The sequence below is a fragment of the Lentibacter sp. genome (assembly GCF_029254145.1).
Classification (GTDB): domain Bacteria; phylum Pseudomonadota; class Alphaproteobacteria; order Rhodobacterales; family Rhodobacteraceae; genus Lentibacter.
Map to the genome: position 1 here is coordinate 1 of NZ_JAQWYD010000068.1, position 6,747 is coordinate 6,747.

The following is a 6,747-nucleotide window of genomic DNA, read 5'->3' on the forward strand; positions in this document are numbered from 1 at the left end:
ACCTTCCTCGTGCGCGTCAAGGAAGCGCTGGAAGACCCACAGCGCCTCTTGATGGACCTCTAATCATCACACTCGGGGTGCGCAGCCTGTGCGCGCCCCGCCTCCCCAAACACCGGAGCGCCCACAGCATGACCCCAGAGCTCACCGCCCTCGCGCTCGCCGCCCTGCTTCAAGCGGTGCAATTCGTGCTCTACGCCATCCCCGCAAATCTTGAGCTCGGGTCAGGCTACACCATGTCCGCGCGCGACCGTCCGCCAAGCCGCGACATGTCTCACAAGACGGCCCGCTTGGGCCGCGCCTTGAACAACCATTTCGAAGGCCTCATCCTTTTCACAATCGCCGTGCTCGTCGTGACTCTTGGCCAAGCCGCCTCGCCCTTCACAGCCGCCTGCGCTTGGGGCTATCTCAGCGCCCGCGTGCTTTATATTCCAGCCTATGCCTATGACTTGCGCCCTTGGCGCAGCCTCGTCTGGGCCGTGGGCCTTTTCGCCACCCTTCTCATGATCCTTGCATCGCTCGTCTGAGCCGCGCATCAGCCCACAAAGGAGCCTCCCCATGGCATCATATGACGTAATCATCATCGGCGCCGGTCCCGGCGGCTATGTCTCCGCCATCCGCTGCGCCCAGCTTGGTCTCAAAACAGCCGTGGTCGAAGGCCGCGACACATTGGGCGGCACCTGCCTCAACGTCGGTTGCATTCCGTCCAAGGCCCTCCTGCACGCCTCCCACATGCTGCACGAAGCCGAGCACAACTTCGCCGCCATGGGCCTCAAGGGCAAAAGCCCGTCCGTCGACTGGAAGCAAATGCTCGCCTATAAAGACGAGACCATCGGCCAGAACACAGGCGGCATCGAGTTTCTTTTCAAGAAAAACAAAATCGACTGGCTCAAAGGCTGGGGCTCCATCCCCGAGGCTGGCAAAGTCAAAGTCGGCGACGAAACCCATGAGGCAAAGCATATCGTCGTCGCCTCTGGCTCCGCCCCCGCGACGCTCCCGGGTGTCGAGATCGACGAGAAAACAATCGTCTCCTCCACAGGCGCACTCACCCTCGCCAAAATCCCGAAGAAACTTGTCGTCATCGGCGCAGGCGTGATCGGGCTTGAGCTTGGCTCTGTCTATGCCCGTCTCGGTTCTGAAGTCACCGTAGTGGAATACATGGACGCGATCACCCCCGGCATGGACGCCGACGTGCAGCGCACATTCAAGCGAATCCTTGAGAAGCAGGGCCTGACCTTTGTCATGGGTGCTGCCGTCCAGTCAGCCAAGGCAGGCAAAGGCAAGGCGACCGTCACTTACAAAACCAAAAAGGACGATACAGAGGCCACCATCGAAGCCGATATCGTTCTCGTCGCCACAGGCCGCAAGCCCTACGTCAACGGCCTCGGCCTTGAAGCGCTCGGCGTCGAGATGACCCCCCGTGGCCAGATCAAAACCAACGCCCATTGGCAAACCAATGTCGCAGGGCTCTACGCCATCGGCGATGTGATTGAAGGGCCAATGCTCGCCCACAAAGCTGAAGACGAGGGCATGGCTGTCGCTGAAGTCATGGCAGGCAAGCACGGACACGTAAACTACGGCGTCATCCCGGGCGTGGTCTATACCTCCCCCGAAGTGGCGACAGTTGGCAAAACAGAGGCCCAGCTCAAGGAAGAGGGCGTCAAAACCAAGGTTGGCAAATTCATGTTCATGGGCAACGCCCGCGCCAAGGCGGTCCACCAAGGCGACGGCTTCGTCAAAATCATCACCGATGCCGCAACAGACCGTGTGCTTGGCGCCGCCATCATCGGCCCCGCCGCTGGCGATATGATCCACGAGCTCTGTGTGGCCATGGAGTTCGGCGCCTCCGCGGAAGATGTCGCAATGACATGCCACGCGCACCCGACCTACAGCGAAGCCGTGCGCGAAGCCGCCCTCGCCTGTGGCGACGGCGCAATCCACGCTTGAGGAAACAGGGCGGATGAAGCCAAGCCACCTCGCCTTTGCAGCGGCCATTCTCATGTTGGCAGGCCTGTCGGGCCGCGCCCTCTGGCAAACCGCCAATCCGCCCGACCCCGCAAGCGCCTATGCGATGCTGTTTGAAACCCACTGCCTCAGCCGCCTCGCCAGAGTGCAAAGCAGCGGGGCCGACCCACATTTAGACCTGCCCGAAAAGGCGCAGCGCATCACACGGCTCGACGCCGCCGGCCTGCAAGCCATCCAGACGCGCCACCGCTGCGAAGTCAAAGACGCCACCCGCCTGATGACAGAGGCCCAGCGCGACACTGCCGTCGCGCTGATCGTCTCGCTCATCAAAGAAAACCTGCCAGAGCTCGCTGACAACGGCGATCCACTGCCATGGGATCTCTTTCGAACCTTTACCAGCGCCGCGCCAGCGGGAAGTGACGCAAAATGGGGTGTGATCCTCATCCGCAACAAGCCCGACAGCGGCGATGCCCTCCAAATGACGGTGACGCAGCTCGCCCTCCCGCGCAGCTAACCCTCAAGAGCCTCCCTCACAGCTTCTTCTCTTCAAAAATATCCCAGGGGGTCTGGGGGACTGGTCCCCCAGCGGGTCGGATTGCGCGCAGCGCAATTCGACCCCAAAAACCAATCATTCGAAAATCTTGAACAACTCTTTCTTCAGCTTGTCCTCGACGCCCTGCTTCACAGCATCTTCCACGCTTTGCCCCTCACCCACAGTCACACCAAGCTCTTCCTGAACCTTCTGCTTAATCACAGTATCGACCTTTTGCTTCACTTCTTCCTTCTTCTCCTTGAAGTTCAGATCAATCGCCGCGCTCAGGTCAGGGATGATCTTCGGGTTGCTCCAGGGCCCGTAAATCTTGACAGGAAAGGCAAGGTCCTTGCCGCTGCTGGCCTTCAGCGCTACAGGCGTAAACACGTAGTTGATCGTCTGCGCGCCAAGCCCCACAACGCCTTTGCCCGTCGCCGTGATCCGCGGCAGCGTCATGTTCAGATTGTCATTGCTCAAGACACCTGCCTTGATGTCAAAGCTCGCGCCGAGCTTGTCAAAAACAGTCGTGCCTTTGGTGCCATTGCCCGTGCCCATGAGCCCGTTGAGGTCCAAGCCCGAAATTGTCCCCCCCGCCATAGCGAGCCCGCCGTTGCCTGACAGCGAATTCATGATTGCGTCCAGATTTTCCCCCGATCCAAGAAATTTAACGAAGCCGTCACCCTTCCCCGAAAGCCGCTCAACGCCCATCAGATCGACAAGAAGCGGCTTCACATCGGCCTGCAAAATGTTCAAGTTCCCACCCACAGACAGCCCGCCGCGGTTGTTCACCACAAATTCGCCAGAGATTTCCCCGCCATAGCCTGTCGCCTTGGGAAGTTTCAAAACAAGCCGAGAATTGTCCAAGCTCACGCCCAGACGGCTCGCGCCCAGCTTGATCATCCCCGCATCAAGTGATTGCACCGCAAGGCTCATTTCAGCATTCACAGCCGCCAGCCCGCTTGCATCAATCGTCGTCTTGCTCCAGCCAGAACGGCTCTCGCCGCCGCCGCCGCTGCCCCCTTCTGCGGCGAGCGACGCAAAATCAAGCGGCCCCGCCGCCAGCTTCGCAGTGATCTGCGGCTTCGCCCCGCCAAGCCGAATGTCCGCATCGCCCGTCAACGTGTTCTGATCAAGCGTCAAGCTCATGCCGCGCAGGTTCACAACCTCTCCGCCCGAAAACGTGACTTGCGCGGTCATATCAATCGCTTGTCCCATGCCGCGTGGCAGCTCTGCTGCGCCCAATCCAAGGCTTTGCATAAACTTCGAGGTGCTTGATGTGCTCAAGCTCAGCTGCCCTTCGGCCTCAAGCGCTTGGCTCATCCGCCCCTCAAAGCGCGCGCTGCCGCCGGCAGCCTCAAAGCGCGCTGTCACAGGCGTAAGCCTGCCCGCAATCAAGTCACTTGCATTGCCCACCGTCCCCTCAAGGCGCAGCGCGGCCCCACCGCGCAAACCGCTCAGATTGAGTGTCGCAGGCCCTGCAATCTTGGGCATAGAAAGGGCCACATCCAGACCCGTGAGTTTTTCCCGCGTGCCAGCACGGCGGTCGTCAATCAAAACTGTCCCGCCTGTCAATGTCGCGCGCGCAAGGCCAAAGGGCGTCACACCCTTGCTGCCCTCGGTGGCGCCTGCCGCATCTGTGCTCTCGCCAAAGGCCCAGCTCACCCGCCCGTCCTTAGCCGTGATCAGATTGATCTCGGGGGAAACAAGCTCAACACGGCGGATTTCAATCTCCCGCTTGAGGGCCGCTGCCGCGCCCACCCCGATACTCAGCGCGTCCGCCTTGAGCAAAGGTGCTGTGTCCCATTCTGGCCCAGCGATCTGCACAGGCCCCGTCTTCACGCCCAACACGGGCCAGACACTCAAACCAATATCACCCGAAATCAAAACCTCGCGCCCAAGCGCCTTGGACATCTCTGCACTCGCCACCTTGGCAATCCGCTCTTTTGGCAAAAGCATGAGGCCCGCAGCAGCAAAACCGACAAACAAAAATACAGCAATAAATATCCAGCGCAAAAATCGCATGTGAAGACGTCTCCTTTGACTTGCCCAAGGCTATGCTCTCACGCCACAGGCTTCAATCACCTTGCTCAATGCGCCCCCTTCCCCAAGCGCAATTCAGCCGCTATAGGAGCGTCATGTCACAAAATCCCCCCGATCTGCGTCCAGATCTCGCCCGCGCCCAGCTTTCTGAAACACGCCGTGAAGGCCAGCCCACAATCGGGATGGTTTCGCTTGGCTGCCCCAAAGCATTGGTCGACAGCGAGCGCATCCTGACGCGCCTCAGAGCCGAGGGCTACGGGATCTCGCCAGACTATTCAGGCGCCGATGCAGTGATCGTCAACACCTGCGGTTTTCTGGATTCAGCCAAAGCCGAGAGCCTTGACGCCATCGGCGAAGCACTTGCCGAAAATGGCAAAGTGATCGTCACTGGCTGCCTTGGTGCAGAGCCTGACTATATCCGCGAACATCACCCGCGGATCCTCGCGGTGACAGGCCCGCACCAATATGAGCAGGTGCTGGATGCCGTGCACGCGGTCGTGCCGCCCAGCCCCGACCCCTTTATTGATCTCTTGCCTGCCTCTGGTGTGAGTCTCACACCTCGCCACTATAGTTATCTAAAGATATCAGAAGGTTGCAACCATAAGTGCAAGTTCTGCATTATCCCCGATATGCGGGGCCGTCTGGCCTCTCGGCCCCATAAAGCTGTTCTGCGCGAGGCGGAAAAGCTTGTTAAAAACGGCGTTCAAGAGCTTCTTGTGATCTCTCAAGACACCTCCGCCTACGGCACCGACTGGCCAAATGATGTCCGCCGCGGCCTCACCGAACAGCCGATTACAACGCTCGCGCGCAACCTTGGATCGCTCGGGGCATGGGTGCGCCTGCACTATGTGTACCCCTATCCTTCGGTGCGCGAAGTTATCCCACTGATGAGCGAAGGGCTGATCCTGCCCTACCTTGATATCCCTTTTCAGCACGCTCACCCCGAGACGCTCAAGCGGATGGCCCGCCCGGCCCACGCCGAGCGCACCCTTGACCGGGTCAATGAGTGGCGCGAGCTCTGCCCTGACATCACGCTACGCTCGACATTTATCGTCGGCTATCCCGGCGAATCCGAGGCAGAATTCCAGACCCTGCTCGACTGGATGGACGAAGCCCAGCTCGACCGCGTCGGATGCTTCAAATACGAAAACGTCGCAGGCGCGCGCAGCAATGCCCTGCCCGATCACATCCCCGAAGCGCTCAAGCAAGAGCGGTGGGAGCGCTTCATGGAGAAGGCTCAAGCCATCTCCGAGACCAAGCTCGCCGCCAAAGTCGGCCAGCGCATGGATGTGATTATTGACGACATCGACGAAGACGGAATCGCCACCTGCCGCACGAAAGCCGATGCGCCCGAGATCGACGGGAACCTCTTTATCGACGAAGGCACAGAAGCCCTCGAAGTCGGCCAGATCGTATCTGTCGAGGTTGATGAGGCAGGCGAGTATGATTTGTGGGGTCGGCTCTAAACGCCGATCACCCCGCCAGTTGAAAAAGCAGCGAACGGTTGCCGCACTCCGCCGGCACTTGCCCTTCGGCCAGCGCCTCCATGCAAGCCTGCGCAAACGGACAGCTACGGCAGCGAGTGATCATGTCGGCGTGGTCTTTCACGCCCAAAGCGCCCGAGGCCATGGCTGTGCTCATACACACGCCCATATTGGCAGCCGCCAAGCGGGTCAGCTCAAAGTGAAGCGCAGGATTTCCAAGCGGAGCGGTATAAGCAGAAGTTGCAAGCGTCATAGAGGTCGTCCTTCTCACATCAGAGCTACACTCTGGCCCTCCAAATCCAAGATATCTTTGACATAGCGCAAACCGACCGCACGTTGCGTTTATCTGCTGATCAGCGCGCGTGGCCTTAACAAACAGCCCGTTTTACGCCGAATTTCAAAACCCGTTCAGGCGGTGCACGGGTTGCGCACGGGGTGTGCACGCTTTTCACCCCCCTAGAATCAGCCCCTTTTCAAAGGTTAACCGCCGCGGAAAAAAGCGCTGAGATAGGCCGCGACAGCATCTTGCACATGACGGAAACGGTCGCCCCCAAGATGCTTCCCACCATACCACCGTGTCACCACGATCACATGGCCCAAAAGCTCTTCGCGCTCCAGCATCCGCACGATGACCATACCTGCTCCGCTTTCGCCATCGTCTGACTTGAGTGGCGTGCCATCGGGCAGGATCATCGCCCATGTGTTATGTGTCGCCTTGGCATATTTCTT

The 6,747-nt window shown here is 59.7% G+C and carries 7 protein-coding genes; 4 read left to right on the top strand and 3 right to left on the bottom strand.

Translation table 11 applies throughout. The annotated features are described in order from the left end of the window. Window positions 1-128 precede the first annotated feature (128 nt). Genes P8O11_RS07985 through P8O11_RS07995 form a run of 3 tightly spaced genes read left to right on the top strand, consistent with a single transcriptional unit; the run spans window position 129 to window position 2,476 of the window. Window positions 129-524 (top strand): MAPEG family protein, encoded by a 396-nt coding sequence (locus P8O11_RS07985; protein ID WP_300293474.1) that lies wholly within the window; start codon window positions 129-131, stop codon window positions 522-524. Between the two features lie 31 nt (window positions 525-555). Then, a complete protein-coding gene (gene lpdA, locus P8O11_RS07990; protein ID WP_300293477.1) occupies window positions 556-1,944 on the top strand; it encodes a dihydrolipoyl dehydrogenase in 1,389 nt (462 codons plus the stop codon). Further along, window positions 1,919-2,476, top strand: coding sequence for a hypothetical protein (locus P8O11_RS07995; protein ID WP_300293479.1), 558 nt, complete (start codon window positions 1,919-1,921; stop codon window positions 2,474-2,476). The genes lpdA and P8O11_RS07995 overlap by 26 nt, the downstream gene beginning before the upstream one ends. A 114-nt stretch (window positions 2,477-2,590) precedes the next feature. On the opposite strand, the gene P8O11_RS08000 is transcribed toward P8O11_RS07995, so the two are convergent. After that, window positions 2,591-4,516 (bottom strand): AsmA family protein, encoded by a 1,926-nt coding sequence (locus P8O11_RS08000; protein ID WP_300293481.1) that lies wholly within the window; start codon window positions 4,514-4,516, stop codon window positions 2,591-2,593. A gap of 113 nt (window positions 4,517-4,629) precedes the next feature. Here P8O11_RS08000 and rimO point away from each other — a divergent pair, with 113 nt between their 5' ends. After that, window positions 4,630-6,000 carry a 30S ribosomal protein S12 methylthiotransferase RimO gene (rimO, locus tag P8O11_RS08005; RefSeq protein ID WP_300293483.1) on the top strand — a complete coding sequence of 457 codons (1,371 nt, stop codon included), beginning with the start codon at window positions 4,630-4,632 and terminating at the stop codon, window positions 5,998-6,000. A 7-nt stretch (window positions 6,001-6,007) separates the two neighbouring features. On the opposite strand, the gene P8O11_RS08010 is transcribed toward rimO, so the two are convergent. Both P8O11_RS08010 and P8O11_RS08015 read right to left on the bottom strand, forming a co-directional pair. Next, complete coding sequence (locus P8O11_RS08010; RefSeq protein ID WP_300293485.1) at window positions 6,008-6,271, bottom strand: DUF6455 family protein; 264 nt, start codon at window positions 6,269-6,271, stop codon at window positions 6,008-6,010. 227 nt (window positions 6,272-6,498) lie between these two features. Continuing rightward, window positions 6,499-6,747, bottom strand: a 249-nt coding sequence (locus P8O11_RS08015) for a YigZ family protein (protein WP_300293487.1), incomplete at its 5' end; no start/stop codon positions are given.

Bases quoted from the DNA above. Each gene is read 5' to 3' on its own strand.
- P8O11_RS07985 (WP_300293474.1), top strand. From the start codon at position 129: ATGACCCCAGAGCTCACCGCCCTCGCGCTCGCCGCCCTGCTTCAAGCG.
- P8O11_RS08000 (WP_300293481.1), bottom strand. From the start codon at position 4,516: ATGCGATTTTTGCGCTGGATATTTATTGCTGTATTTTTGTTTGTCGGT.
- P8O11_RS08010 (WP_300293485.1), bottom strand. From the start codon at position 6,271: ATGACGCTTGCAACTTCTGCTTATACCGCTCCGCTTGGAAATCCTGCG.
- lpdA (WP_300293477.1), top strand. From the start codon at position 556: ATGGCATCATATGACGTAATCATCATCGGCGCCGGTCCCGGCGGCTAT.
- rimO (WP_300293483.1), top strand. From the start codon at position 4,630: ATGTCACAAAATCCCCCCGATCTGCGTCCAGATCTCGCCCGCGCCCAG.